At 44.7% G+C, this 25,273-nt stretch carries 23 protein-coding genes (1 of these 23 cut by a window edge); 16 read left to right on the top strand and 7 right to left on the bottom strand.

Translation table 11 applies throughout. The annotated features are described in order from the left end of the window. Positions 1 to 71: 71 nt before the first annotated feature. Complete coding sequence (locus DQN70_RS06625; RefSeq protein ID WP_036888804.1) at positions 72 to 539, top strand: HU family DNA-binding protein; 468 nt, start codon at positions 72 to 74, stop codon at positions 537 to 539. Between the two features lie 84 nt (positions 540 to 623). Continuing rightward, on the top strand, positions 624 to 1,160 hold the full coding sequence (locus DQN70_RS06620) for a ClbS/DfsB family four-helix bundle protein (protein ID WP_023939458.1): 537 nt from the start codon (positions 624 to 626) through the stop codon (positions 1,158 to 1,160). Positions 1,161 to 1,294: 134 nt separating this feature from the next. Here DQN70_RS06620 and DQN70_RS06615 read toward each other — a convergent pair whose 3' ends face one another. The 4 genes from DQN70_RS06615 to pepE are packed head-to-tail and all read right to left on the bottom strand — an operon-like array spanning position 1,295 to position 4,288. Then, the gene (locus DQN70_RS06615; RefSeq protein WP_023936774.1) at positions 1,295 to 2,401 is read right to left on the bottom strand and encodes an Mrp/NBP35 family ATP-binding protein; all 1,107 of its coding nucleotides are present in this window, start codon (positions 2,399 to 2,401) and stop codon (positions 1,295 to 1,297) included. Then, on the bottom strand, positions 2,401 to 3,183 hold the full coding sequence (trmB, locus tag DQN70_RS06610; protein ID WP_023936775.1) for a tRNA (guanosine(46)-N7)-methyltransferase TrmB: 783 nt from the start codon (positions 3,181 to 3,183) through the stop codon (positions 2,401 to 2,403). Before trmB ends, DQN70_RS06615 begins: the two co-directional genes overlap by 1 nt. Before the next feature lie 29 nt (positions 3,184 to 3,212). Continuing rightward, positions 3,213 to 3,536, bottom strand: a complete 324-nt coding sequence (locus tag DQN70_RS06605) for a hypothetical protein (protein WP_023939459.1) — start codon at positions 3,534 to 3,536, stop codon at positions 3,213 to 3,215. Between the two features lie 44 nt (positions 3,537 to 3,580). Then, positions 3,581 to 4,288, bottom strand: coding sequence for a dipeptidase PepE (pepE, locus tag DQN70_RS06600; RefSeq protein ID WP_023936779.1), 708 nt, complete (start codon positions 4,286 to 4,288; stop codon positions 3,581 to 3,583). Positions 4,289 to 4,622: 334 nt separating this feature from the next. Here pepE and DQN70_RS06595 point away from each other — a divergent pair, with 334 nt between their 5' ends. From DQN70_RS06595 to DQN70_RS06520, 14 genes are all read left to right on the top strand, one after another. Further along, positions 4,623 to 5,237 (top strand): hypothetical protein, encoded by a 615-nt coding sequence (locus DQN70_RS06595; protein WP_023936781.1) that lies wholly within the window; start codon positions 4,623 to 4,625, stop codon positions 5,235 to 5,237. After that, positions 5,234 to 6,496 carry an adenylosuccinate synthase gene (locus DQN70_RS06590; RefSeq protein WP_023936783.1) on the top strand — a complete coding sequence of 421 codons (1,263 nt, stop codon included), beginning with the start codon at positions 5,234 to 5,236 and terminating at the stop codon, positions 6,494 to 6,496. The genes DQN70_RS06595 and DQN70_RS06590 overlap by 4 nt, the downstream gene beginning before the upstream one ends. Then, the gene (locus DQN70_RS06585) at positions 6,493 to 7,791 is read left to right on the top strand and encodes a bifunctional folylpolyglutamate synthase/dihydrofolate synthase (protein WP_023936785.1); all 1,299 of its coding nucleotides are present in this window, start codon (positions 6,493 to 6,495) and stop codon (positions 7,789 to 7,791) included. Before DQN70_RS06590 ends, DQN70_RS06585 begins: the two co-directional genes overlap by 4 nt. A gap of 53 nt (positions 7,792 to 7,844) precedes the next feature. Further along, complete coding sequence (locus tag DQN70_RS06580; protein WP_042225641.1) at positions 7,845 to 9,272, top strand: MFS transporter; 1,428 nt, start codon at positions 7,845 to 7,847, stop codon at positions 9,270 to 9,272. Between the two features lie 340 nt (positions 9,273 to 9,612). Beyond that, a complete protein-coding gene (locus DQN70_RS06575) occupies positions 9,613 to 10,551 on the top strand; it encodes a glycosyltransferase family protein (RefSeq protein WP_023936789.1) in 939 nt (312 codons plus the stop codon). Positions 10,552 to 10,564: 13 nt separating this feature from the next. After that, positions 10,565 to 12,610 carry a M13 family metallopeptidase gene (locus tag DQN70_RS06570; protein WP_023939464.1) on the top strand — a complete coding sequence of 682 codons (2,046 nt, stop codon included), beginning with the start codon at positions 10,565 to 10,567 and terminating at the stop codon, positions 12,608 to 12,610. A gap of 505 nt (positions 12,611 to 13,115) precedes the next feature. Beyond that, positions 13,116 to 14,300 (top strand): S41 family peptidase, encoded by a 1,185-nt coding sequence (locus tag DQN70_RS06560; protein ID WP_023939466.1) that lies wholly within the window; start codon positions 13,116 to 13,118, stop codon positions 14,298 to 14,300. A gap of 307 nt (positions 14,301 to 14,607) precedes the next feature. Then, on the top strand, positions 14,608 to 15,189 hold the full coding sequence (locus DQN70_RS06550; protein WP_023936798.1) for a superoxide dismutase: 582 nt from the start codon (positions 14,608 to 14,610) through the stop codon (positions 15,187 to 15,189). A 276-nt stretch (positions 15,190 to 15,465) separates the two neighbouring features. Continuing rightward, positions 15,466 to 17,064, top strand: coding sequence for an ATP-binding protein (locus DQN70_RS06545; RefSeq protein ID WP_023939468.1), 1,599 nt, complete (start codon positions 15,466 to 15,468; stop codon positions 17,062 to 17,064). Positions 17,065 to 17,121: 57 nt separating this feature from the next. Next, positions 17,122 to 17,862, top strand: coding sequence for a response regulator transcription factor (locus DQN70_RS06540; RefSeq protein WP_023936800.1), 741 nt, complete (start codon positions 17,122 to 17,124; stop codon positions 17,860 to 17,862). A gap of 190 nt (positions 17,863 to 18,052) precedes the next feature. Further along, positions 18,053 to 20,260 (top strand): ribonuclease R, encoded by a 2,208-nt coding sequence (gene rnr / locus DQN70_RS06535; protein WP_023939470.1) that lies wholly within the window; start codon positions 18,053 to 18,055, stop codon positions 20,258 to 20,260. An 86-nt stretch (positions 20,261 to 20,346) separates the two neighbouring features. Next, the gene (locus DQN70_RS06530; RefSeq protein ID WP_036888917.1) at positions 20,347 to 21,372 is read left to right on the top strand and encodes an NAD-dependent epimerase/dehydratase family protein; all 1,026 of its coding nucleotides are present in this window, start codon (positions 20,347 to 20,349) and stop codon (positions 21,370 to 21,372) included. Positions 21,373 to 21,390: 18 nt separating this feature from the next. Then, positions 21,391 to 22,002, top strand: coding sequence for a hypothetical protein (locus DQN70_RS06525; RefSeq protein ID WP_052115883.1), 612 nt, complete (start codon positions 21,391 to 21,393; stop codon positions 22,000 to 22,002). 29 nt (positions 22,003 to 22,031) lie between these two features. Further along, a complete protein-coding gene (locus tag DQN70_RS06520; protein WP_023939472.1) occupies positions 22,032 to 22,598 on the top strand; it encodes a cob(I)yrinic acid a,c-diamide adenosyltransferase in 567 nt (188 codons plus the stop codon). A gap of 165 nt (positions 22,599 to 22,763) precedes the next feature. Here the strand turns inward: DQN70_RS06520 and DQN70_RS06515 are convergent, their stop codons facing one another. The 3 genes from DQN70_RS06515 to DQN70_RS06505 all read right to left on the bottom strand — a co-directional run. After that, on the bottom strand, positions 22,764 to 23,966 hold the full coding sequence (locus DQN70_RS06515; protein ID WP_231968799.1) for an AI-2E family transporter: 1,203 nt from the start codon (positions 23,964 to 23,966) through the stop codon (positions 22,764 to 22,766). A 5-nt stretch (positions 23,967 to 23,971) separates the two neighbouring features. Beyond that, positions 23,972 to 24,709, bottom strand: coding sequence for a DUF3108 domain-containing protein (locus DQN70_RS06510; RefSeq protein ID WP_023939474.1), 738 nt, complete (start codon positions 24,707 to 24,709; stop codon positions 23,972 to 23,974). A gap of 318 nt (positions 24,710 to 25,027) precedes the next feature. Continuing rightward, positions 25,028 to 25,273: the 3' portion of an InlB B-repeat-containing protein gene (locus DQN70_RS06505; RefSeq protein WP_145980605.1), read on the bottom strand. It continues 1,581 nt past the right edge of the window; the window shows 246 of its 1,827 coding nt (coding positions 1,582–1,827); its start codon lies off the right edge, out of view — the gene reads right to left on this strand; the stop codon is at positions 25,028 to 25,030.

Below are 25,273 nucleotides of genomic sequence, written 5' to 3'. Positions count from 1 at the left end.
AGAAGCCTTTGCCGAAAGTCAATACCTCCGACTTTGGCAAAGGAGGTAATAGGAGGAAATACTATTGATTTATGGCTAACAAACCATTGCAGTTCATTCTTCTTGAACGCAAATTGAACGTCGGTCCGAATGCCGGTAAAATCGTGCAAATCGCCCAACCAACGGGCAGACATCGAGTGAGTTTCCGCAGTTTCTGCGAACGGGTGGCCAAATCCACCACATTTAACCGTCAGGAAGTGGAAGCAGTATTGAACTACGCTACCGAGATTGCCCGAGACATCGTGGCAAATGGCGACATCGTAGAGTTCGGAGACCTGGGTACGCTCAAGCCTTCATTCAAAAGCAAATCCGTTCCTCAAGGTGAGGCCTTTAATGTCCAAAAACATATAGAAAAACCGGTTGTTCGGCTTTCTCCTTCACGCAAATACTTTACACTTACCGACGTGAGCTACGAACAGACGACCGCTAAACCAAAGAAAGACACGAAGCCTTCTACCCCCAAACCTGACGAAGGCGAGGATCCTGGTCTGGGTGCTTAATCAATCCTGCGGAGCGACCGCTGATAGAGGCAATCGCTCCGCAACTTTTTTTACCGTGCAACATCAATAAACAAGGGTATTAGTATGGCACGAGCAACGACTAAAGCGGATTTGATAACATCTGCCAACGGGCAATTCGATAAACTGTGGAAACTCATCGACGGAATGAATGAGGGACTACAAGATGCAACATTTGCGGAAGAAATGGCGACAATGGGCAAGGAGGCACATTGGAGCAGGGATAAAAACTTGCGTGATGTACTTGTTCATTTGTACGAATGGCATCAGTTATTATTGAATTGGGTAAAATCCAGTCAAGGTGGTGAGCACAAACCTTTTCTGCCAGAACCGTATAATTGGAAAACTTATCCGAAAATGAATGTCGGTTTTTGGAAGAAACACCAAAGCACATCGCTCGCAGAGGCGAAGAAAATGCTAAAAGAAAGCCATGGAGATGTGATGACCATAATTGAGACATTCTCCAACGACGAACTCTTTGCTAAGGGAGCTCTCGATTGGACGGGGACTTCCACTCTCGGCTCCTACTGTATTTCGGTAACTGCAAGCCATTACGACTGGGCGATGAAGAAGATAAAAGCGCATATCAAGACTTCAAAATAAATAACCTCTCGTTACAAGCCACGCAAACATTGCATTGCCACAAACGATATACCAAGAATTTAAGAGAGGGTGCCGTGTATAAAATTCAACGCAGCACCCTCTCTTTCTGAAAACAGAATAGAACATCAATGTCACTAACTATTCATGCTTACCTTCTCTGTCGGAGAGAGATGCTCATTGCGATAAGCAACTCGCTCTACCAATGAATGAGCCAACTGGCGAAAATAAATACCACTAAGAGAGTCCTCTTGGATTGCAGACGGTTCCCCATTGTCACATCCCTCACAAATACTCTGCACCAATGGTATTTGGGCTAAAAGCGGGATGCCTAACTCTTCAGCCAATTTCTTACCTCCATCTCTGCCGAAGATGTAGTACTTATTTTCCGGCAACTCGGCCGGGGTAAACCAAGCCATATTTTCAATTAACCCCAGTACGGGTACATTGATCTTGTCTTCAAGAAACATTCCAATACCCTTGATTGCATCTATCAATGCTATTTGTTGGGGAGTCGTCACAACTACGGCTCCTGTTAGGGCAATAGTCTGTACCATCGTAAGATGAATATCACTTGTGCCTGGAGGCATATCAATAAGGAAATAGTCCAGTTCCCCCCAATTGCCATCACTAATCAATTGCCGTAGTGCATTGCTGGCCATTGTTCCTCTCCACAAGACCGGACTATGCTTATCCACAAAGAATCCCATTGATAGGAGTTTAACTCCATGTACTTCAATCGGACTAATCAATTCTCTTCCATCTACAACATCAAGAGTAGGTCTGGCATCTTCCGCATCGAACATTCGTGGCATAGATGGGCCAAAAACATCTGCATCAAGCAGGCCCACCTTATATCCCTCTCTTGCCAAGGCAACTGCCAAATTAGCAGTAACAGTGCTTTTGCCTACTCCTCCCTTGCCGGAGAATACAGCTACGATGTTCTTAACTCCCGGCAACAAAGGTCGTTCGGATGGAGCAACAGCTTCTTCTGGCAAGACAATCGATATATGATCCCGAATATCTACATCCTTGTCTACATAGGTGAGAATGGCAGTCTCACTGGCTTTCACCACAGACTTGATGAAAGGATCTTTAGCCTTGGCAAAACGAAGAGAAAACGATACTTGCTTACCTTCAATGCAAATATTCTCCACCATACCGGCTTCAATTAAATTCTTTCCGCTGCCAGGGTAACGGACTTTACTCAGTGCATCAACGATTGCTTCTTTAGTAATATTCATCAGTTGATCTCCTTATTTTTTTCCATAGCTTCGAGTGATCTGCGAGATCGATTAAAACTACGATAGCTATCAGGTTTTATATCTATATCTGGTTCCGTGAGGATCTTGCCTTGAGGTATCTGAAATGCGATATACTTGATACAAAGACCTCTATCCAGCCACTGCTGTTCGTAGTAAGTTCGTATCCCCAGTACATCCCTGTCTATGTTAGCAAAAGATCCTCCGTACAGATCCGAGGTGTCGTGCAACAGCTCAAGCCCATTGGCCTCAATCAAGGCTTTGGTGTAGGTGTACAGAAATGGGCTGTCTGTTTTGAGATGCAGCAAAGCTCCCGGGCAGCAGATCTCACTGTATAGCTTCAAGAAACGAGTCCCTGTAAGACGCTTACCAGCCTTTTTCATTTGTGGATCCGGGAAAGTAACCCATATTTCAGACACCTCTTCCGAGGCGAAAAACTCAGATAACAAACCAATGTCAGTACGAAGAAAAGCAGCATTCTTGATGTGCTCTTCATTGACCTGACGGGCCCCACTCCACATGCGGGCTCCCTTGATATCGATTCCGATAAAGTTTTTATCCGGGAAACGACGTGCTAACCCTACTGTGTATTCACCTTTACCACAACCTAACTCTAAAACAATAGGCTTCGTGTTGCCAAAAAGCTCTGTAGCCCAACTACCCCGAAACGGAAACCCCTCAGCCTGCAGTCTGGCAAAGGGGTATTGCAATACTCGTTCGTATTGCTCCATATCGGCGAATTTGGATAATTTATTCTTGCTCAATTTCGATGTGTATCTATTCTAATCTGTTTTTATCTCTGCAAAGAGTCACAGTAATCCATCTCAGCATTTACAATTTCTTCAATTTCTTCAATCGAAAAGTGACCAATCTCATCGCGCTTGGCATTCTTCTGGATGTACTCGCACATCTCCTCTACATCTATATCTATATCAACATCAGTATCTCCGTCGGTATCTTCATCGAGGTAGCCACGACTCTCGTAATAGTCATAGATAAGGTCGATAAAATAGGTGAGCTTGTCTGTATCCAACTTGGCAGAAAGACCTTTGGACAGATTGCTACGAATAAAGGCTACAGCGGCCTGGTCATCGTATTTGGAGAAATCCTCATTCATAGGTAAAAAGATTCCGAATAGTATGTTTTATGTTCTATACTTAATTATTGCAAAAGGAAATGCAAGTCTTGTCCCGGCTTCAGTTCTACAGTCTCCTTGCCATGACGGAAAACTCTCAAAGTCTTGTCTCCCTGCATTGAGATCTGAGTACCCTCCACTTTCAGCATACAGCCTTCTCTAAGCCCCACAACCCAACGATTGGGATTGGCAACGAGATACTCGGCGATACGCTGCTCCCGAGTCTCTCCGCCGTGTCCTTCGGGGTGTGCATCGAGATAGTGCGGATTAATCTGAAAAGGCACAAAGTTGAAGACGTCAAAAGAACGAGGCTGAACAATAGGCATATCGTTAGTCGTACAAAGAGTGGGACAAGCAACATTGGATCCTGCACTCCACCCGATATAGGGCACTCCACCGAGCACGCGCTCACGAATGGCCTCCAGAAGCCCCATTTCCTGCATTTTCTTAACCAGAATAAAAGTATTGCCTCCACCTACTACGATTGCATCAGCACGCGTCACGGCATCTATCGGACGCTGGGCCCTATGGATACTCACCACACGCTGGCCAAAAGAAGAAAAGCGTTTATTGACCTTCTCTTCGTACTCGTCATAGGTGTAAGTAACCGCAGCAAAGGGGATAAATACGATGTTGAGGGGACGATTGCCCAGGAACTCACAGATGTGTTCCGAGGCTTTTTCCAAATAGCCCTCACCCGGACTGGCTGAGTTGCTGATAAGTAATAGTCTCATTACGAGCTTTTGTTTGTTAATTGTCGTTTTTGGTAACTGTTAAGCAGCATAGACAGCTCACGCTTTCTACCCGCTTGGCAAAGATAGTAAGTAGTTTAGAGTAACAGCTCCTTTGTGAGAGGAACAATTGACATAAAACTTATCCAAAACATTAGCCCATTCTTCATCAGGTGAGCCCCGTGTCAATTTATTATTTTCTCTTATTTCCCGTATAAGGCTTTATTTATAGATTGCACGGTTGTCTCACAACTAACTCTCTGCTAAGATTTACAGAGGATTCTGATATACGGTGAGGATTGAAGTAAATGGAAAGAGTGAATAAACTCTGTCGCCTGTGAAAGTTGCTTTTTTCGTTACATTTGTACGTGAATCTGAAGCCGACAATGTCGGCCTATTTCTACCTTGTCTAGAAATGAAGCAGCCCGAATTGGATACATATTTGTCTCGTTTGCTGGAGGATTATTTGGCAGCCAATGGGTTGAACCATACCTCGGAACGCTTTGAAATACTTCGTGCAGTGTTGACTTTGGACAAGGAGGTAGAGCCTTTTTCGGCTCGCACAGTATACGAGCGACACCGAGATTTGGGAGGGCAGGCCGGTCGTAACTGTATATACGACACGTTAATGCTATTGGAACGAGCTGCTATAGTGGTGAGAGTGCCTGTATTGGTAGGATCAGGAATCGGATACCTTTTGGGTTATCATTTCTCCAATTCCATAGCTCACCTGTGCTTGTATTGCAATAAAATCCACCTGTATAAACGCAGCCGATTCTTAAATACCCTTTCCGTCATCCACCCGAAAGGTTGCGTAGTGGGTAGCAATTCGGTATTTCTCTACGGGATTTGTGCCCAATGTAGCTCCAAAAAGAGAAGACTAAGTCACACAAGAAATAAAAACAATAAACAGAGGTCAATAGGCCCTGTTTCTCAAAAAGATAAAAAATGAAAGTAGACGTATTACTCGGTCTCCAGTGGGGAGACGAGGGCAAAGGAAAGATCGTGGACGTATTGACCCCGGCCTACGACATAGTAGCCCGTTTCCAAGGAGGACCGAATGCCGGACATACATTAGAGTTCGAGGGACAGAAATATGTGCTACGCTCTATACCGAGTGGCATATTCCAGGGAGATAAGATCAATGTGATGGGCAATGGTATAGTGCTAGATCCTGTCTTGTTTCGAGAAGAAGCTGAGGCTTTGGCCAAAAGCGGACATAACCTACGAGAACGCTTAGTCATCTCACGCAAGGCGCATCTGATAATGCCTACACACAGGATGCTTGATGCTGCAAATGAAATTGCCAAAGGGGATGCCAAGATCGGGACTACCGGGAAAGGTATTGGACCAACTTATGCGGATAAGATCGGGCGTTATGGGCTGCGTGTAGGAGATATAGAGCAAGATTTCTCTGTTCGATACGAAAAAGCCAGAGATAGGCACGTAAAAATGTTGTCCGACTTAGGCTATCCAACAGAAGAGTTGGAGTCCTGTGAGAAGGAGTGGATGGAAGCAATTGAATACCTAAGGACATATACTTTTGCAGACAGCGAATTTCTGATCAATCAGGCCCTGATTGAGGGGAAAAAGGTTCTGGCCGAAGGAGCACAGGGATCATTGCTTGATGTGGACTTCGGTTCATATCCTTTTGTCACATCCAGCAATACAGTTGCTTCGGGATGTTGTACAGGTTTGGGGATTGCTCCAAGACGTATCGGAGATGTATTCGGCATATTCAAGGCCTATTGTACTCGTGTGGGAGCAGGCCCATTCCCAACAGAATTGGATGACGAAATCGGCAATGAACTGTGTGAAAGAGGGCATGAGTTTGGTGCAGTGACAGGTCGTAGGCGTCGTTGTGGCTGGATCGACTTGGTGGCTCTACGCTATACGATCATGCTAAATGGAGTTACCAAACTCATCATGATGAAAAGCGATGTAATGGATACATTCCCCATTATTAAAGCATGTGTGGCGTACCGACACAACGGCGTAGAACTGAAGGATTTCCCGTATGACATCACAGATGATATTACTCCCATATACCGCGAATTACCCGGTTGGCAAGAGCCTATGGACAAGATGACTCGAGACGACCAATTCCCAGTCAATTTCAAGCGTTATCTCGACTTTTTGGAAGAAGAACTGGGTGTACCTATCTTGATTGTCTCCGTAGGACCAGACCGTAATCAGACTATCATACGATGAATTATCAGGAAGCGATCGAGTATCTCTATCGCGCTACTCCGGTATTTCAACACAGTGGAGGCTCGGCATACAAGCCGGGTCTCAGTACTGTCATAGCCTTGTCAGAAGCCTTTGGTAACCCTCATTTGGCTCTGTGTTGCATCCACGTGGCAGGCACCAATGGGAAGGGCTCTACTTGTCACACACTAGCTGCTGTATTGCAAAAAGCTGGATACAAAGTTGGATTATTTACTTCACCTCATTTGGTAGACTTTCGTGAACGAATCCGTGTCAATGGGCAAAAGGTATCGGAAGAATATGTAGTGCAATTCACCAAAGAGTCACAAACGCTTGTGGAGAAGCTTAGACCCTCTTTCTTTGAGCTAACCACAGTGATGGCATTTAGCCACTTCGCAAAAGAAAAGGTGGATATAGCCGTGATAGAGGTTGGGATGGGAGGCCGACTGGACAGCACTAATATCATCAAGCCGATGTTGAGTATCATCACCGGTATCAGCCTTGATCACACTCAATTCCTCGGTAATACGATAGAAGATATTGCAATCGAGAAAGCCGGGGTCATTAAGCCTCATGTTCCTGTAGTAGTAGGAGAAGCTAATAAATGTCTAAGGGAAATTTTCACCCAAAAGGCCTCTACTGAATACGCCCCTATTTATTTTGCAGAGGATAGTAAACATATTTTGGAAGCAAAGCTATCCGAGGACCAAAGTTATATTTCCTATCAAACAGCTTTGTGGGGAGAGATACAGTCCGGTTTGACCGGAGATGCCCAACCAATCAATGCTCGTACTGTAATGACGGCTATAACCCTTTTGCAACAACGACTCCAGATCCCTACAAGTGCTATACAGTCTGGATTTAGGAATGTAATATCTCTTACCGGTTTGATGGGGCGTTGGCAAGTATTGGAGCATTCGCCTCTGCTTATTTGTGACACCGGACACAATGCCGGAGGTATAGCTCAAATTGTGAGTCGTCTGGAGAAGCTCAAAGTGACACATTTGCATATCATCTTTGGAATGGCTGCTGACAAAGATGTGAAACAGGTGCTGGAGCTTCTACCCAAACAAGCATATTACTATTTCTGCCAAGCCTCGGTAGACAGAGCTATGCCAGTGGACGAGTTATACTCTTTGGCCAAAGGCTGTGGCCTCGATGGAGAGAAATTCGTTTCCGTGGAGAAAGCATTGGCTTCTGCCCGAAAAAAAGCATCACAAGAGGATGCGCTCTTTGTCGGGGGGAGTAACTTCGTTGTGGCGGATCTGCTTTCCACCCTTCATTTACTGAAGAAATAGATTTCATAGACAATATAATCATCACTTAATTATCAATCCAATATTCATTTCTTATGGATCAAACAGTACAAACGATGAGGGATAAGCCGCTCCTGCGCTGGACCGTCCTTATCCTGCTTGCGTCCACAATGCTCTTTGCCTATATGTTTGTGGACATTCTGTCTCCTCTGCAGGCAATGCTCACAACAAACAAAGGTTGGTCTCCCGTTGATTATGGGAATTTTGCCGGGAGTGAAATGTTCCTCAATGTGTTCTTTTTCTTCCTCATCTTTGCGGGGATTATCCTAGACAAAATGGGAGCCCGCCGTACAGCTATCCTCTCAGGAGTTGTAATGGTTATCGGTGCTTTTCTGAAATATTATGCAGTTTCTTCTGCTTTTGAAGGCAGTGCTGCCGAAGCTTTCTTTACCAACAACTTCAACCTGCCCAAAGCCTGGTGGAATGTAACTCCCTTCTTCGAGGGGATGGCTCCTTCAGCCAAAATGGCTTCGGTGGCATTCATGATTTTTGGATGTGGCGTAGAGATGGCAGGTATCACTGTTTCCCGTGCTATCGTTAAATGGTTTCAAGGTTACGAATTGGCTATGGCCATGGGAGTAGAAATGGCTATTGCCCGCTTGGGGGTCGCTGCCGCCGTACTATTAGGCCCGCGTATTGCAGACATGAGTGGATTGGTGGATGTATCAAGACCGGTATTGCTCTGCGCTGCTCTGATGTGTATAGGTCTACTGAGTTTCTTTGCATTCTTCTTTATGGACAAGAAACTCGATGCAGAGATCGGCCACAGCACGGAAGAGAAAGATGATCCTTTCAAATTCAAGGATCTGGGCAGGCTGTTTGGAAGCAAGACATTCCTCATTGTGGCACTCTTGTGCATGCTCTACTATTCAGCCATTTTCCCTTTCCAAAAGTATGCTATCAATATGTTGCAGTGTAATCTCAATATGAGTTCGGAAGATGCTGGATGGATTTTCTTCTTCTTCCCTCTCGGGGCGGCTGCTATCACTCCCTTCCTTGGGAACTTCCTTGATCACAAGGGAAAAGGCGCAACAATGTTAATGCTCGGAGCCATACTAATGATTTCTTGTCATAGCCTTTTTGCATTCCTCCCCCATTTTGCCGGAGCTAAGACTGTTATTGCCTTCTTGGCGATTATTCTTTTGGGTATTTCCTTCTCTCTGGTACCTGCAGCTCTTTGGCCTTCTGTACCCAAATTGGTAGAAGGGAAACTGCTCGGATCGGCCTATGCTGTTATCTTCTGGATTCAGAACATCGGTCTCTACTCCTTCCCGATGATTATCGGTAATGTACTCCGCTCCAGCAATCCAAATGTGAAAGATCCCTTGCAATACAACTACATGAACCCTATGCTGGTATTCGCCAGCTTGGGTATAGCAGCTCTTATCCTTGGCTTCTGGCTCAAAGCTGAAGATAGAAGGAAGGGCTATGGCTTGGAGCTTCCCAACATAAAGAAGAAATAAGCTAACCTACAAGCTCTTAGTTTAGTCTAGAGCAAGCAGCCCTCGGTGATGCATAAGCATTGCCGAGGGCTTTTTTTCTGCAAACAAAGCATATATAGCCAATCTCGAGAAAGTATATTGCCGTTTCCGACTAATACAATGATCATCAAAGGCGTTGTATGTGTTCGAGCTTCAATCGGTGCTAAAACAAATATCCCGACGAACACAACGATTATCAGGAACTGCAACTTCCGCAGTAGAAACCATATTTGTTTGGCTTTGACTAATTTTGCGAAGTATGTCGTCTTCCCTCGTTCCCTATTGAGAAGGTCGACTCGCTGATTACACAAGAAATCAAGAAATGGAAGAACAAACCCACAAACCCACATTACTCGTGCTCGCCGCCGGTATGGGGAGCCGCTATGGAGGTCTCAAACAACTTGACGGAGTAGGCCCTCAGGGAGAAACTATCATGGACTATTCCATATACGATGCTGTTGCAGCAGGCTTCGGTCGTGTCGTATTTGTCATCCGGCACAGCTTTGAGCAAGCATTCCGCGAGAAAGTGCTTTCTAAATACAACCACATCATACCTACGGAAGTCGTCTTTCAAGAGATAAGCAAGCTTCCATCGGGCTATACCTGCCCCGATGGGAGAGAAAAACCCTGGGGTACCGGACATGCTCTACAAATGGGAGCGGAAGTGATAGATGAGCCGTTTGGAGTGATCAATGCCGATGATTTCTATGGCAGACATAGTTTTGAGGTATTGGCCAATCGCCTTAATCAACTGCATGGGAGGAATGGGCAGTATTGTATGGTAGGCTTCGAGCTTGGCAAGACTCTAAGTGAAAGCGGTGCCGTATCCAGAGGAGTCTGTTCTATTGACGAGCAAGGGCTGCTCTCCACAGTGGTGGAGCACTCCGGTATTGAGATGAAAGACGGACAAATCCAATGCCCCGACCCGAAAAATCCAACAGAGACTAAAGTTCTCGTAGCCGAATCTATTGTGTCTATGAATATGTGGGGATTTACGCCCGACTATTTTGCACACGGAGACTTGTTGTGGCATAAGTTTTTGGATAAACGAATCAATGAGCCGAAAAGCGAGTTTTATATTCCAACCGTAGTTAGCGACCTAATCAGCTCCCAAAAAGCAACAGTAGAGGTGTTGCATTCCTCTGCCAAATGGTTTGGAGTCACCTATGCAGCCGATCGCCCTCAGGTAGTCGAGACTCTTGCAAAAATGACTCGTGAAGGCCTTTATCCCGATAATTTATTTCAAGCAAAACACCAATAAAAGTATTGCAACAATGAAAAAAACAAATGTTCTACTCGCCATGGCTACCGGCTGTACGTTAGTCTTGGGTGCTTGTTCAGGTAAGACCGGACAACAAGCAGAAAAAGTTCCAGCCATTGACCCCACGGCGATGGATACCACAGTGACGCCACAAGACGACTTCTTCCGCTATGCCAACGGTGGATGGATGGCTAAGAATCCTCTCAAGCCGGAAGACAGCCGCTATGGATCTTTTGATGTATTGCGCGATTCTACCGAAGCTCGCATACACCGAATTGTAGAGAAATACTCTTCTACAAAACAGAAACCCGGCACGAACGAATACCGCATGGCCACTCTTTATGCTCAAGCCATGGATAGCACTAAGCGTAATAGTGACGGAGCCGAACCTATCAAAGAGGATCTGAAAGAGATAGAGGCCATCACCGACAAGGCGATGCTTGGAAAGCTGGCAGGAAAATGGGACAAACAAGGAGCCAGTACATTCTTCGGTTCGGGTGTAGCTGCCGACATGAAGAATAGCAAAATGAACATGATGCATATCGCCCAAATATCCCTAACGATGGGCGACAAGAGCTATTACACAGACGATAGCGAGCCACACAAAGCCTATCGTCAGGCATATTTGGACTATTTCAAGGAATTGGCCAAGCTGTCCGGATATGAGCAAAGTGTAGCTGAGCGCATCGCAAACAACATGCTCAAAGTTGAGACAGAATTGGCCAAAATCAGCCTCTCTTCTGTAGAGCTACGTGATCCAATAGCCAACTACAACAAGCTGAATGTAGCAGACTTTGTAGCTTCTCATAAGGCTTTTGACTGGAACGCCTACCTCGCAGAAAGGAACCTGAGTGATCTGAAAGAATGGGATGTAATGCAGCCTGCCTACTTCGAAAAATTTGACAAGTGGTTCGATGCTGCTCCTCTCGAAGAGATCAAGGACTTCTTGTTGGCCGGAGTAATGAACGATGCAGCCGGTTATCTAAGTGATGACTTTGGAATTGCACAATTCAACTTCTTTGGTAAGACTCTTAGCGGTACAACAGAGCGCAAGGCCAGCTGGAAAAGAGCCGTCTCTACTATCGAAGCCGTGCTTGGGGAAGCTCTGGGGCAGATTTATGTGAAGGAGTATTTCTCAGCAGAAGCCAAATCCAAGATGCTCGTATTGGTGGAGAACTTACGCAAAGCCCTCAGTCAGAGAATTAATGGGCTGGAATGGATGAGCGATTCTACCAAGATGAGAGCGCAGGATAAGCTCAACAGCTTTACCGTAAAAATCGGTTATCCCGACAAATGGAAAGACTATAGCAAGCTGGATATAAAGGAGGATAATTATTATGCCAACATAAAACGAGCCATACAGTTCGAGCAAGACTACGAAATGTCTCAGCTGGGTAAAGAGGTCGACAAAACAAGATGGCATATGTCTCCGCAGACGGTGAATGCATACTATGAGCCTTCGTCAAACGAAATATGCTTCCCGGCAGGTATCCTGCAACCTCCTTTCTTCAACATAGATGCAGATGACCCCGTAAATTATGGTGCTATCGGTGTTGTTATCGGGCATGAAATGACACACGGCTTTGATGATCAGGGACGTCTTTTCGATAAAGATGGCAATATGCTGGATTGGTGGATCAAGACAGACAGTGAGAAGTTCGAAGCAGCAACAAAGAAGCTCGTTTCACAATTCGATGATATTGTAGTAGCAGATGGCGTCCATGCCAACGGCGCACTCACTCTGGGTGAAAATATTGCTGACCAGGGAGGTCTTATGATTGCCTACATGGCGATGAAAGAAGCCATGAAAGACAAGAAAGCAGAGGTGATAGACGGTCTAAGTCCGGAACAACGCTTCTTCATCGGCTACGCTCGTGTGTGGGGACAAAATATCCGTAAGGAGGCTGCTCTTCGTCTTACAACTATAGATGTGCACAGCCTGGGCGAATACCGCGTAAACCAAACCTTGAGAAATATTGATGCCTTCTACGAAGCATTCAATGTACGTCCCGAACACAAGATGTACCTCAGCCCGGAAGATCGGGTACTTGTTTGGTAAGCAACATCTACGACTGTCGAATATTTACTTCACTGACAGTGTGAAGATATATCCGACAAGAAACGAAGAAGGAGGGTGTGTCAAAAGGATATTTTGGCCACCCTCTTTTTGTATCCCTACACTTCCCATTATATAGAGGAGAACATTGCAGGGGGCGTCAAGGAAATGCTTCTCAATAGTCCCTCTATCTCGGCTTTGCAGAGAGAGCATAGCGAGACTATATTGTGCAATGGCTCCTATTTAGCGATAAGTGTAAGACCTACATCGAATCAATCTCTCCGACTGTCAATTTTTTCACTACACCACCCTTCTCGGTTTACTTTCGCCACATCTTCCAGATTGGGCATATACGACGAAAAATTTTCGTGGCCAAGAAAAATTATTTTCGTGCGCACAAAAAAATATTTTCTTGCGCACGGAAATTTATTTCCTTGCGCACAGAAATTTATCTATATATATACGGAAACTCAGAAGGCTGACGTGTGCTGAAAAAAAAGTCGGGAAAATGGATGTGGAATCATACAATTCGGAGAGGAATAGATATGACTATCTTTGCGCTGTGTGTTCGATACTGCAAGCTATGAGAAAGACCTACAACCAAAGACATATAACCCTACGAAGTCTCTATTTCAGATGGAGAAGGCTCAAATACCCGGCTCTGAGCTTTGGCGTTTTATTGAGCTGTCTCTTTGTCGGCTGCAGTACAGAGGATGACTACACAGCTGATCCAAAACGTAATTTCCGTGCCTTGTGGGAAATTTTGGATAAGGGGTATTGTTATTTCGACCTCAAGCTGCCACAAGACTCGACGTGGGAAGACTTGTACGAAAAACACATTCAGCAAGTGCGCCCCGATATGACCACGGATGAGCTTTTCCGCAAGATGAGTGATCTGATACGAGAGCTCAGAGACGGGCATGTGAATATCATCACTCCTTTTGACTACGGACGCTATTGGGGTTGGAAAGAAAACTATCCGACCTCTCTAAACACCTATGTGAGGGGTAAATACCTGGGGAGAGATTACCGAATTGCAGGAGGTCTGAATTACGAACGGATTCGCTACAACAACCACGAAAAGGACTCCGTAGCCCTCATTGTCTACAATAGTTTTTCTTATCCGGTAAGCCATGCTAATATCAACGCAGCCCTTAGCCGATTGGCCGATTGTAAGGGAATTATTTTTGATATAAGGGAAAATGGAGGTGGCAACGTGAACTTGTCGGATCGTCTGGCATCTCATTTTGTGCGCGAGAAGACTCTCACGAGTTATATGCGACACAAGACCGGCCCGGGACACAACGATTTCTCTTCGCCACGAGCCATGTATATAGAGCCGGTGACAAGAGGGGTGCGTTGGTATAGACCCGTAGTACTATTAGTAGATAGAGGGGTCTATAGCGCAGCCAACGATTTCGTTCTAAAGATGAAAGATATCCCTCATGTACTTGTGTTGGGAGATACAACAGGAGGAGGAGCCGGCATGCCGATGTCTTCGGAACTTCCAAATGGCTGGGGGGTACGATACTCGGCGTCACGCACTTTAGACAAAAACATGCAGGATGTAGAGTTTGGAATTTCTCCTCACAAACGACTTCCCTTCTCTGAGGAAGAAGCTGCTTCGGGTCGAGACAATCTCATCGAAGCCGGTATAGAGCATATCCGGCAAGAATGGGAACGCCTCCGCTGACAGCCCCCCTCTGCTATACAGACAGCTGACAGACCCTTCTGCTATACAGACAGCTGACAGACCCTTCTGCTATACAGACAAAAGAAACTTAGATCTGCCTTCTCTGAATTTGAGATAAAGGAGGGGAAGTTTGTCTTCCTTTAATTCTTGGCGAATCGACAAGCTCATGAAAACAAATATCTCAAACGATGTGTTATAGTAGCGAAAGAAGACAAGGCCGTCCGAATGAGGTTGCCCGGCTGAGTCTATTGACATAAACAAGGCAGACCTCTGGTATTTAATTTAATACAGAAAGTTAGAAGATATTATGACCTACGAATTGATTCACCTCCCCTACGCATCGGACGCTTTGGCTCCGGTTATCAGCAAAGAAACCATAGAGTTTCACCATGGCAAGCACCTACAAACTTATGTGGATAACCTCAATAAGTTGATTGCCGGCACTGAGTTTGAAAACATGCCCATAGAAGAAATCATCGCCAAGAGCGAAGGTGGAGTATTCAACAATGCCGGTCAAGTCCTCAACCACAACCTTTATTTCACTCAATTCACTCCACAAGGGAAGGCACAGGAGAAGCCGGAAGGTAAACTGTTGAGTGCGATCGAATCTACTTGGGGCAGCTTCGAGAAGTTTAAGGAAGAAATGACCAATGCGGCCATTACCCTTTTCGGCTCCGGATGGGCTTGGCTTGCAGCGGATAAAGATGGGAGATTGGTAATTACCAAGGAACCCAATGGAAGTAACCCCTGCAAGAATGGATTGAAACCTATTCTCGGCTTCGATGTTTGGGAGCACTCCTACTACCTGACTTATCAAAACAAACGCGCTGATCACATAAAAGATCTGTGGACAATAATAAATTGGGAAGAAGTAGCAAAGCGATACTAAAATAAGGTTATCACCTACACCTCTATTTTACATCCGAGAGGCCAATCCGAGTAGTAGAAATACTTGGGTTGGCCTCTCGATCTATTTAAGAATAGCTTAGTGGGTATTCTTTTCATCAAAAAGTTCGTTGAAAGTCCCCCTATCAGCTCATAATTCTTTACTATTCAGGCAGACAGACAAGCAGTTAGATTTAAGAAGAAAAAATTCAATAGCTCAAATAGAAAATTTCTCCACCTGTGTTAAACCTATATAATATGATTGACTCTATTGTTGTAAATGAAGAATCGTATAATAGGCATATTGGTGGTCTTGCTCATGACGGCATTCGTTTTGCTGTTCGTTGTGCAGGTGCTTTATATCCGCAAGGTTTACGAGGCCAAGGATGAGCAATTCAATCGTCTGGCTAAGGTGGCCTTGAGCCGGGTCTCAGCCAAATTAGAGCTGGACGAGATGCGGGTATGCTTGTACGAAAATCTAATGAGCGACAGTACGGACTTTGCCTCTACATTGGAAGCTCCAACGGGGCTCCCGCAGTCTCACCCTCACAATATATCAGCCTCCAGACGAATATTCAATGAGGATATTTTTGCCGGCGTCTGGGGACACTCTGCAGATAGTCTACCGGTAGAATGGCTTGTCGCTTCCCAAAAAGCCAAGGGAAACACCCCCAGCCAATTAGGGACAACACACAAATCGACCAATACAGCCACGAGACTGCAGATGTCCCAGTTGGGAAGATATTTGCACAAACGAGAGCTGCTCAATGAGGTGATACTGCGTACCCTCATTGAGAGTGAATTCAAATCAACTAAGCAGCGGATCAAGGTAAATAGACTTACAGAAACAATCCGCTATGAGCTGGATGAAGTTGGCCTAAAAACGGCTTTTCTATACAAGCTCTACAATGCAAAGGGGGGACTGGAATACTTTGAGACCCTTCCTCAATACAAGAATGTAAAGCCCGACAAAAACAATACCATACGGCAGTACCTCTTTCTATGCGAAAACGATTCTCCATCCGAGGCTGCTTATGTGGATGTTATCTTCCCGGAGAAACAGACCTACGAAGAGACAGTATGTGGCTTTGCTATCCCCGTTGGGATTTCGGCTCTGGTGCTTCTTGTACTGACCACATGGACTGTATACATACTGTATAAGAAGCAAGTATTTGCTCAGACCAAGACAGACTTTATCAATAATATGACACACGAGTTAAAGACTCCAGTAAGCTCTATCAGCTTGGCTAGCCAAATGATGAGAGACGAAGCTATTACCTCCAATCCGCAGACCATGTCTCGGCTGTTGGGTGTCATATCCAGTGAAACACAGCGACTCTCGATGCTGATAGAGAAAGTATTGCAATTCTCTCTCTTTGAAGACAAACGTATAAAGCTCAAGATGCAGGAAGTGGATGCTAATGATATCATCCTTGGTGTGGCCGAGGTCTATTCTTTCAAAGCTCAGCAAACAGGAGGGAATTTGGATCTTGATTTGGAAGCCGAAGACACATGGATACTTGCCGATGAAATGCATTTGACAAATGCAATCTTTAATCTTCTGGAAAACGCAGTGAAGTACAGACAACCCGATAGGAAACTGATGTTGGCAATCCATTCTCGCAATGTCGGGAAGAAGATAGAAATCGTGGTGCAAGACAATGGTATCGGTATTCCTCCGGAAAGCCAGAACAAGATATTCAAACGTTTCTATCGTGTACATACTGGAAACAGACATGATGTAAAAGGGTTTGGCCTTGGTTTGGCCTATGTACACATGGTATTGCAGGAGATGGGAGGATCCATCCGAGCTGAAAGTAAAGTAGGTGAAGGAACAAAAATGATAATAACGCTACCGAATATTAAACAAAACACATGATAAATCTGTTTTCCCCAAAATAGGAGTAATGAACGTGTAAATAAAACAAATTGGAATATGGAAGAACAAATGAAAATCTTCTTTTGTGAAGACGATGAGAGTTTGGGACTTTTGCTGAAAGAGTTCTTTATATCGAAAGGCTTTGATGTAGACCTCTTTACGGATGGTGAGTTGGGGATAGAGGGTTTCCCAAAATCGAAATACGACCTCTGTATATTGGACATCATGATGCCTAAGAAAGATGGGTTTGAAGTCGCAGAGTATATCCGTAGTGTAAATATGGATATCCCTATTGTGTTCCTCTCAGCCAGAGATGTTCCCAAAGACAGACTCAAAGGCTTCCAGGTCGGAGCTGATGACTACCTGACTAAACCTTTCTCAATGGAAGAACTTTTGCTCCGTATCGAGGCTATCATGAGACGCATCAATGGCCGTAAGGCTAAAGCAATGCCTTTCTATCAGATTGGGAAGTATCACTTCGATACGCTCAACCAGACCCTCGAAATAGGTGGCAAAGTTACGAAGCTGACAACCAAAGAGTCTGAGCTGCTGAACCTCTTGTGTATGTATGTAAACAACACGCTGGAAAGAGACTTCGCTCTCAGAACAGTATGGCATGCCGGTAAGACAGATATCGACAGTGATGATTACAAACGCAGAAGCATTGATGTCTATGTAACGAAGTTGCGTAAACTGCTCAAGGACGACCCTTCGATCACGATCCGCAACGTGCATGGGAAAGGATATCGTCTTGTAACCCCGATAAACGACATAGAGGAAAATACTCGCAAATTGTAAGTCCTTATAAGCAGACGTGTTGGCACAAAGAACGATTGTCTTCTGTGCTGTGTGCATCGATGCTGTCGAGCACATGTCGTCTTGCCCCTCTTCGGGGAGCCTCATACGACCGCAACTGTGGATTGATGGCGGTGCGCAAGAGGCTCCCTTGTTTTTTTTACTCTCTTAATAGACTGAGTGTGTACAACGAATGAATAGAAAGAATAGGAAAAAAGTAACCCCTGCAAGGAAAAGACTACGGGAAAAAGTGGCTGGCAAACAGCACAAAAGAATAACCGGCTTCAACAGGGAAGAGCTGGAGAAGACTGTGTTTGCGTTTCTGTCAGCAAATCCCGGACAGGTATTCAACTACAAGCAGGTAAGCCATCGCATAGGAGTGGAATATCCGCCCATAAGGCAGCAGATTTACAGCATCATGGAAGAAATGGCTATCGACCATGTCCTTGTACGTGTAGATCGAGGTCGGTACAAATACAACGCTACCAATCGAACCATAGAAGGAATTTTTGAGCGACGTATAAACGGACGAAACATTTTGTTGCCCATAGCCGATGACATCCCTTCTGTTGTGATTGCAGATCAGAATGCACTCCATGCCATCAATGGCGACCGTGTGAGAGCGCAATTGTTTGCTAAACGACGAGACAAAGATCTGGAAGGACAGGTGATAGAGATAATAGAGAGAAAAACCTATTCTTTCGTCGGAACTGTTGAGATAATGAGAGACATTGCCTTTGTAGCAACCGAAGATCGCAGAGTTGGTTATGACATCTTTATACCCAAGTCTAAACTTTCGGGAGCAAAGGCCGGGGATAAAGTAATAGCTCGTATATCGGACTGGCCAATGCATGCCAAAAATCCGGTAGGAGAAATAATAAGCGTTTTGGGCCCTTCGGGAGACAACGAAACAGAAATGCACGCAATCCTTGCCCAATTCTCTCTCCCCTACTCTTACCCTCAAAATGTAGAAAAAGCTGCCGAAAAGCTCTCCGAAAATCTTTCTGCAGAAGAGGTTGCTCAACGGGAAGATTTCAGAGAGACACTCACTCTCACGATAGACCCTGCGGATGCAAAAGACTTCGATGATGCCATTTCATTTACACAACTGGAGGACGGCAAATACCAAATTGGTGTACATATCGCAGACGTCTCCTACTTTGTTACGCCAAAAAGTGTAATAGATAGAGAAGCATATGAGAGGGCGACAAGTATTTACTTGGTAGATCGCACTATCCCAATGCTGCCGGAGAAACTCTGCAACGACCTGTGTTCCCTCAAACCCGACTGCGACAGACCTGCCTACAGTTGTGTCTTTGAGATGAATGAAGATGGGCAAGTAATAGACTATCGTATTGTTCGGACACTGATCCGAAGCCGGAGGAGATTTACTTATGAAGAAGCTCAAGAGATCATTGATGGGAATGAAGGAGACTGCAAAGAGGCAATCCTCAAACTCAATGAATTGGCTGGCAAACTACGGAAACAGCGTTTTGATAAAGGTGCTATCGCTTTCGAGTCCGAAGAAGTCAGATTCCAATTGGATGAGCGAGGAAAGCCTATCGGGGTTTATGTGAAAGAAAACAAAGAAGCCAATTGGTTGATAGAAGAGTTTATGCTTTTGGCCAATCGAACTGTAGCCACTCACATCTCTCAAATGAAAAAGGCTTCCACGCAAAGCAAAGGAAAAACATTCGTCTATCGAATACACGAACAACCCGATCCCGAAAAGCTGGACAACCTCAGCTCTTTCATCTATCGATTGGGATACCGCTTCAAGTTTAGGGGAAAAGGAGATAATGTCTCACAAGACATCAATAGACTTTTGTCGGATATACATGGCAAACCGGAAGAGTCACTTATCTCGACTATTGCTATCCGTACTATGGCAAAAGCCCGCTATAGCACGGACAATGTAGGGCACTATGGTTTGGCTTTTGAAAACTATACCCACTTCACTTCGCCAATACGTCGCTACCCCGACCTGATGGTACATCGCATGCTTACTCACTATTTGCAGGGAGGACGTTCGTTGGATAAGACGAAATATGAGGAGGATTGTGTACATTGCTCAGAGATGGAGCAAATTGCAGCTCAAGCTGAACGAGAATCTATCAAGTATAAACAGGTAGAGTATATGCAAAGCAGGTTGGGACAAGTGTTTGATGGGGTTATATCCAGTGTCGCCGAGTGGGGTGTGTACGTGGAGTTGAACGAATCCAAATGCGAAGGTCTGGTACCAATGCGTTCGTTGGACGACGATTTTTACGAATATGATGAGGCTAACTATTGTCTCATTGGTAGACGAAGCAAAAAACGTTATGCACTAGGGGATCCCCTTAGTGTACGTATCGCTTCTGCCAACCTCGAACGCAGGCAACTGGATTTTGAATTGGTTTAGCACGACAATAGACACCTCTCCCCCTCCCTCGTTACTGCCGTATCAAGTTTTTTCAAACAACAAAAACATCAACAACAATGGGAACTATGAACAATACCTCAAAGATCAGAGTCTTGCTCGTTGGAGCCACAAATCCTCTGGGGAAAGAGATTTTATCAGGCTTGATGAGCCAAAAGGAACAATTTGAGATAAGCGTTTTCGATCGTAAGACATCAGCCAATATGACTTTCTTGGAGAAACACAAAGGAACCATCACCGTTTACTATGGTGATATTCTGGACGAAGAAGCTCTCCGGGAGGCTTGCGCCGGACAGGACTTTGTGATACACAACAACAGTCTCCCCAGGGAGCAAGCCTCCAAAAGTCTCAAACAGGCAGAAGCTATCAATGTGCTGGGAACACACAACTTGGTAGAAACACTGGAGCAGTACAGCCCCACGGCTTTGCTACTATACATTTCTACCATGGGAGTTTATGGAGACCGTCTCAAGTCTCCTATGATCAGTGCTCAAGATATACCTGGACCTGTTTTAGGGGATTATGATGCTATCACCAAAATGCAAGCAGAGAAAATAGTCAGAGAAGCTTCTCTGGATTGGATCATATATCGTCCCGGTTACATTTTGTACACACAAGGTATCAAACTAAGCCCTGAAATATTCAAGACTCCGCTATCCACGCGCATGGAGCTGATACATGCACAAGACTTGAGCACAGCCGTAATCAAGTCATACGAGCAACGTAACAGGCTATGGGGACATATCTACAATGTAGGAGGTGGAGAGGCTTGCCGAATTACATACGAACAACTTATAAAACGCTTCCTCTCTGAGCTGCATATTGATTTCAAGGATATTCCTGACCATAGCTTTGCTACTCGCAATGGTAGCGGAGGATATTTCGCTGATAGCAACTCATTGAATGATCAGATCGGATTTCGGACATACTCGATTGACCGTTACTTCGAGGAATTGGGTAAATCTAAAGGCCTACTCAAACGAGTAAGCTCCGCTTTGTTTGGTTCTGTCCGAGGGAAGTCGCTGTTTGCCCAGTCTGAACCTCTCAAAGCCCACAAGTCTGGAGATCCGATAAGGAGCAAATATTTCTTTTAGTCGTCGTTCTGAAAGACTATGCTGACAAAAACCGCCGTCAAACTGTTTCTGCGGAGATCGTTTCGTTTTATCTTCCATCGCAGAGGGTACGGTATACACTCTCCCTTTGTGTTCCGATTTATTACTCGTCTGGTGGAAGAGCGAACTCCATACTATACTTTCCCAAGCCTTCGTGCCGAATATGCCAATACACCGCCCAATTGGAGTTTCAGGGAATTGGAATTGATTTTCAGAATTGTGGATCAAATGCACATTCGGAGCTGTCTTTTATTGGCAAAAGACCCTTCTCTAGTGGAAAAGTATGTAAGAGCGGCAAGCAGCAAAATTGAATTGGAACAGGTGCAACATTTGGACAACAGCATAGAGAAAAAGCCTTCTTCCGGATTCTTTGATCTGATTGTACTCGAGGACTTGAACCTTGCTTCAGACCAAGCAAGCATTTGTGACTCACTATTATCGAAATCAGATGAACAAATGCTTGTTATCAACCTAAGATCCGAGAGTTGTTTCTCTCTCTGGGGACATCTGTTGGAGTCTCCGGATATATCTGTTTCGATTGATTTGGGACGGATTGGCATGGCCTTTACTCACAGCAGATTGCACAAAAGGCATTACAACGCTTTCATATAAAGAAGACTTTATTCACAAATAAATTTATCATGACAAAAAGCAGAATATACACCGGTGGAGGAGACAAAGGAACCACCAGTCTGGTAGGAGGCGAACGCGTCCCAAAATTTGATACTCGGCTGGAAGCCTATGGGACTATAGACGAGCTTAATTCTTTCATCGGACTACTAATAGCGGAGGAGTTGCTTCCCGAAGACTATGAATTTCTCTCTTGGATTCAGCACAAACTGTTTACCATCGGTTCATATTTGGCAACGAATCAAGATACTACAAGCTTGATGGTAGAGAGTTATGTATTTCCGAAAACAATAGAGCGAATCGAAAAAGAAATTGACCGTCTTGATGGCGCTATGCCTCGGATGACAGCTTTCATTCTACCGGCTGGGGGGCGGCAGGGAGCTCTGGCCCATGTATGTCGTACCGTTTGCCGACGGGCAGAACGGCATATATACAGATTGATTTCGGAAGGGGCCAAAGTGGAAGATGCCGTACTCAAGTTCGTTAATCGTTTGAGTGATTATTTCTTTGCTTTGGCCAGAAAGGAAGGCTATCGTATTTGTGGTAGAGAAACAACCTGGGATAAGACCGTTCTCTGACAATTTCCCTTTTGACTCTCCCTTTTCAGATATATGATTTAGACGAGAAAGCTCGGCCTCACGCAAGGCAAAAAAGGTGCATAGGGAACAAAAACAAACCGCTATCAAAGAGTTTTGACTTCTTTGATAGCGGTTTGTTTTATAAGCAAAGATCCAATAGAAGCTTCAAGAAGCTATCGCATCAGTACTTTCTCTTTTCATCCGTTTAGCCCGTCTTATTCGTCTACGCTTCCTCTTGTCGTTTCGATCTTCTTTGTGAGCATCGATATAACTTGGATCTTTCACCACTAAACGCATATAGAAAGAATAAATTGTCATGGTGATCGGTAAAGCTATGATCAAGCCAAAAAAGCCCAACAACGTTCCCCAAATAGTGATACAAAGCAGTATCAAAGAAGGACGCATCCCCATCTGACGCCCCATAATGTGTGGGACTAGCACGGTATCCTGTATGATCTGTACCAGCATCAGTATACCGAGTGTAATAGCCCAAACGACAAAGAAGTTCGATCCTGTTTGGGCAGCAGATAGGCCTGCTAGAAAAGTCAAGGGGAGTATGCCCAGAATTTGCATATAGGGGATGAAGTTCAGCATACCGATAAATAACCCGATGGTAATACCCAGGGGCAAGCCCATAATGCGATAGCCAATAGCCAACAGTACCCCTACACTCAAAGCCACCATGGCCTGACCTCGAAAGTAGTTATTCATATAATAATCTACATCGGATAGAGCCATCGTAGCTGTGCGCCTGATATTGAGAGGGAAAAGCCCGATCAAACCATGTATCAAGGATTCGTAGTCTACCAGTATAAAGAAAAAGTAGATCAATCCCATGGTAAAGACTGTAGCCCACGACATTACAGATATAGTACCACTGACAAGTCCACTCAACTGATCCATAATCTGTCGCCCTCCCTCGAATATATTCTCGGGACTGATGTCTTGCAGAAATTCTCCTATGTTGGCATTGTTAGTAAGGAGCTTGGCTATATTGTCGGGCAAAATACCCAATATGGAATCCTCATTAGTGTACTGCTGTATCAATACCCATGTCTTATTGATCTCTTCTCTAATGGTCGGGATGATAGTAAGGACGATAAGGGTACATATCCCAGCTATCAATAGAAATACAATGATAACAGAGAGAAGTCTATATTTCACCCGAAGCTTGTATTGTATAAAGCGGACCCAAGGCAGGAGGATATATGCAAATATCCAAGCCAATCCAAAAGGGATGAGAACCGATTTGAGCCCTGAGAGCAATGCTGCCAAAAAAGAGAGCAACAATAAAAGGAAAACGATACGTGCAGTACGGTCGAACGTGAACTCTCGCCTAAAGAAGCTGGTCATATTAGATTTTTCCATTTTATTTACTCTGCTGCTCTAAAAGGATACTTAAGGCCGGATGTGGATTTCAATACAGCTACTCCCGCACCTATCTTCAACTGCGATTTCATTTGAATTGGGATACGATTGTCATCATCGCTGATCCATACCTCCATAGATTCTTTCTGCTGCTCGAATTTATCTGAGTGAATATCAATTACGAATCTCAATGTCTTATATTTCTTTTTTCTGCTCACCTTGAGCTTTTCCTTCCCTTTGTAGGTGATCGTTGCTTGTATCACGTCGGCATTGTCTATCACCGTAATGGAGAAACGCTGCCCCTCAGACAATTGGCTATAGTCTACAGAGCGAAGATAAATGACCGAGCCGAACAAGTCCACAACAGGATATTTGCTATCAAGAGGAACAATCGTATCATACATTACCCAATCTCTTCTATTCTGATAATACCGATATCCCCTGGCTTTATTACCTGCTCCAAAATGAACGGTCATACGTCTGGTGCTTGGCTTCTCCCGTTCAACCAAGTCTTTAATAGAGCGAACAAAAGTGAGATCCGGCAAATAAAAAGACTCAACCTGGTCTCGCAAATAATATATATTGTCAAAGAAAGAGGATGTACGTAGACTGATTTTATAGGCATACAATGTGCGTCCTCTATCCTGAACCTCACGCATCCTCATTTCAGCAGAACCGGCATTCGGGCTAATAAGCCCCCACTGAAACTCCACATTGTACTTGAGTATTTCATCTGGGTGCATGAGTGCCTTTGGAGATCTATTCGGTTGTGCCTCAGCAGACAAACAAATGGATACTCCAGGAAAAAGGGTCCACAAGCATATCCTAAAAAAAACGTCGTATAGCTTCATTGAAAATAATAATTGTTGAATATCTCTATCTCATAAAAGCACCCAAAGAGTGCATGGCAAACTTACAAAAAAGGGCTTTGAGTTGTGTTCGCAACAGCCCTACCCGACAGCATTTGTAGAAAAAACAAGAGTGTATCGAAACATTTTCGATACACTCTTATTTCTACAATTCTCAAACCAATGTTCTCTGGTTCAATGTCACCGCAGCTCTTACTTTATAATCACCTTTTGCACAGATTTGCCTGCCTGCAAAAGGTAAGTATCAGCAGGCAATCCGGAAATATCTAAACAAAGAACACCCTCACTATCTGTGTGGGAAGAAAGCAACACTCTTCCACCAAGAGAAAGTAAGCGCACTTCTGTATTAGGCATGCTGATGGCATATAAATAATCCTGAGCTGGATTGGGGTAAATATGGATAGTAGATGTAGAGAGAAAAGCAGAGGAAGTTATGTC

The sequence above is a fragment of the Porphyromonas crevioricanis genome (assembly GCF_900476255.1).
Classification (GTDB): Bacteria; Bacteroidota; Bacteroidia; order Bacteroidales; family Porphyromonadaceae; genus Porphyromonas; species Porphyromonas crevioricanis.
Note: the sequence above shows the minus strand (reverse complement) of the source record. Positions and strands in the feature narration are given on the sequence as shown.

Coding starts and splice junctions, on each gene's coding strand:
- DQN70_RS06625 (WP_036888804.1), top strand. CDS start 72: ATGGCTAACAAACCATTGCAGTTCATTCTTCTTGAACGCAAATTGAAC.
- DQN70_RS06620 (WP_023939458.1), top strand. CDS start 624: ATGGCACGAGCAACGACTAAAGCGGATTTGATAACATCTGCCAACGGG.
- DQN70_RS06615 (WP_023936774.1), bottom strand. CDS start 2,401: ATGAATATTACTAAAGAAGCAATCGTTGATGCACTGAGTAAAGTCCGT.
- DQN70_RS06605 (WP_023939459.1), bottom strand. CDS start 3,536: ATGAATGAGGATTTCTCCAAATACGATGACCAGGCCGCTGTAGCCTTT.
- pepE (WP_023936779.1), bottom strand. CDS start 4,288: ATGAGACTATTACTTATCAGCAACTCAGCCAGTCCGGGTGAGGGCTAT.
- DQN70_RS06590 (WP_023936783.1), top strand. CDS start 5,234: ATGAAAGTAGACGTATTACTCGGTCTCCAGTGGGGAGACGAGGGCAAA.
- DQN70_RS06585 (WP_023936785.1), top strand. CDS start 6,493: ATGAATTATCAGGAAGCGATCGAGTATCTCTATCGCGCTACTCCGGTA.
- DQN70_RS06580 (WP_042225641.1), top strand. CDS start 7,845: ATGGATCAAACAGTACAAACGATGAGGGATAAGCCGCTCCTGCGCTGG.
- DQN70_RS06575 (WP_023936789.1), top strand. CDS start 9,613: ATGGAAGAACAAACCCACAAACCCACATTACTCGTGCTCGCCGCCGGT.
- DQN70_RS06570 (WP_023939464.1), top strand. CDS start 10,565: ATGAAAAAAACAAATGTTCTACTCGCCATGGCTACCGGCTGTACGTTA.
- DQN70_RS06560 (WP_023939466.1), top strand. CDS start 13,116: ATGGATGTGGAATCATACAATTCGGAGAGGAATAGATATGACTATCTT.
- DQN70_RS06550 (WP_023936798.1), top strand. CDS start 14,608: ATGACCTACGAATTGATTCACCTCCCCTACGCATCGGACGCTTTGGCT.
- DQN70_RS06545 (WP_023939468.1), top strand. CDS start 15,466: ATGAAGAATCGTATAATAGGCATATTGGTGGTCTTGCTCATGACGGCA.
- DQN70_RS06540 (WP_023936800.1), top strand. CDS start 17,122: ATGGAAGAACAAATGAAAATCTTCTTTTGTGAAGACGATGAGAGTTTG.
- rnr (WP_023939470.1), top strand. CDS start 18,053: ATGAATAGAAAGAATAGGAAAAAAGTAACCCCTGCAAGGAAAAGACTA.
- DQN70_RS06530 (WP_036888917.1), top strand. CDS start 20,347: ATGAACAATACCTCAAAGATCAGAGTCTTGCTCGTTGGAGCCACAAAT.
- DQN70_RS06525 (WP_052115883.1), top strand. CDS start 21,391: ATGCTGACAAAAACCGCCGTCAAACTGTTTCTGCGGAGATCGTTTCGT.
- DQN70_RS06520 (WP_023939472.1), top strand. CDS start 22,032: ATGACAAAAAGCAGAATATACACCGGTGGAGGAGACAAAGGAACCACC.
- DQN70_RS06515 (WP_231968799.1), bottom strand. CDS start 23,966: ATGGAAAAATCTAATATGACCAGCTTCTTTAGGCGAGAGTTCACGTTC.
- DQN70_RS06510 (WP_023939474.1), bottom strand. CDS start 24,709: ATGCACCCAGATGAAATACTCAAGTACAATGTGGAGTTTCAGTGGGGG.